At 31.8% G+C, this 1942-nt stretch carries 2 protein-coding genes; both read left to right on the forward strand.

Annotated elements, in window-relative coordinates:
- Nucleotides 1-52: 52 nt before the first annotated feature.
- Nucleotides 53-1000, forward strand: coding sequence for a hexose kinase (locus tag KQI94_RS15835; protein ID WP_010775702.1), 948 nt, complete (start codon nucleotides 53-55; stop codon nucleotides 998-1000).
- Nucleotides 1001-1005: 5 nt separating this feature from the next.
- Nucleotides 1006-1650 (forward strand): class II aldolase/adducin family protein, encoded by a 645-nt coding sequence (locus tag KQI94_RS15840; RefSeq protein ID WP_002400722.1) that lies wholly within the window; start codon nucleotides 1006-1008, stop codon nucleotides 1648-1650.
- The last annotated feature ends 292 nt before the right edge of the window (nucleotides 1651-1942 follow it).

Consider the following 1942-nt stretch of genomic DNA (forward strand, 5'->3'; position numbering starts at 1 on the left):
ACAAAAGGAGATAATCACACGTAAAATTATTAATTGAAAGGAGAGGAGCTATTTGATTTATACGATTACTTTGAACCCTGCAATTGATCATGTTTTTCACATTCAAGATGAATTAACTCGAGGGAAAAATAATAGAATCGCTGAAAGATATATGGATGTAGGAGGAAAAGGAACCCATGTTTCAGTCGGATTGAATATCTTAGGTAAAGAAAATAACTGTACGGGTATTACCGGAGAAAATAATTGGAATGAATTAAAGAACTTACTAATTAAACATCAAACAAAAAGTTCTTTCTATACAGTGTCTAAAGAAGACGTGCGAAATAATATTGTTCTTACAGATGATGGTGGAAAAGGTAGTTTCATGATTACAGAATATGGTTTTAAAATTAACAAACAAATTATTGATGCATTTTTCACTCAGGAATTAAATCAACTGTCTTCTAAGGATACGGTAGTAGTTGCAGGAAATCCATCTCTTCAAACACCAGTAGAAGTATTCGCTTATTTACTTGATAAGTTAGAAGAAAAAAAAGTTCAATTAATTGCTGATGTTTCAGGAAAATTTTTAGATGAAGTATTAAAAAGAGCTGTCTTCTTAATCAAACCGAATAACTATGAATTTTCTGAAATTATAGGTGAAGAAATTCTTTCTTTGGAACATTGTATTGAAGTATATCAGAAGAAAAAGTCAGTACTAACCAATATGAAATGTATTTCTGTATCTATGGGAGAAAAAGGATCTGTGTTACTAACAAATGATGAACAATATATATTTAATTCACCAAGAGTCAAAACAGTAAACGATACTGGCAGTGGAGATGCGTATGTCTCTGGTTTGGTTTACGGTTTTTCGGAAAAATTACCCTTAAAAGATATAGGAATTTTGGCAACTGCAGTTGGTGCTGCTAAAGCTGAAGAAACATTAAGTACAGGATTCTCAAAAGAACGTGTTCTAGAATTAAAAAAATTAGTTCAATATAGAAAGATTGGTGAGTAAACATAATGCTATACTACGGAGAACGAGTAAAACTGTGTAAATTTATCAAAAAAATGTATGATCGTAAATTTACAAATGCAGCAGGAGGAAATGTCAGTATAAAAGTAAGTGATGACCACTTTATCATGTCACCAACACTAATGTCTCAAAACTATCTTTGCGATTTAAATCCAGAACAAATTTTGGTCATTGATAAAGAGAAAAATATCATTGATGGTTATGGTGGAATTACACGTGAAATTAATATGCACATGGCTGCTTATGAAGAAAATGCAAAGATTAACTGCGTAATTCATGCACATGCTTTGAATTCAATGGTTTTTGCAAGTATGGGATTAGATATGCCTAATATTAGCGAAGGAACTCAAAAAATGGGAGAAATCAAATGTCTGGAATTTGCTCCAGCAACCACTCCTGAGTTAGCTGAAAAAGTTAGAAAAGAAGTAAGACAAGATCAAGCTATACCGAAATCCTATCTGTTACGAAAACATGGTGTTCTAGTAGTTGGAGCTACTTTAGAGAAAACCTATGATATGCTTGAGCGACTCGAATGGAATGCATACATCGCCAAAGAATATTTGATTTTTAAACAATTAGGAATAACAGGTATAGATGACCTTGTTGAATATGATTATAACACAGAAGAGTAAAGAGACTCTAGTTTCAGGATAAAAAAGAATAGTAGCTTGGGATTTAATACGGACAAGGATTATAGGATTCTTGTTCGTATTATTTTTTTTGCTATCAAGCAAACAATACAATACTGTATTAGAATAATTTATACAGATACGTAATTGTTCATAGTTGAACATTTGTGGAGAGTGTAAAATATTTTGTGTAAATGAATAAAACTATACAAAAAAGGAAGTCCCTTCTGTAGAATAGAGTTACCACAACACATTCACAGAAGAGAGGACTTCCCTATGAACGATTTTACTACAG

The sequence above is a fragment of the Enterococcus sp. S183_ASV_20 genome (assembly GCF_018919685.1).
GTDB classification, from domain to species: domain Bacteria; phylum Bacillota; class Bacilli; order Lactobacillales; family Enterococcaceae; genus Enterococcus; species Enterococcus faecalis.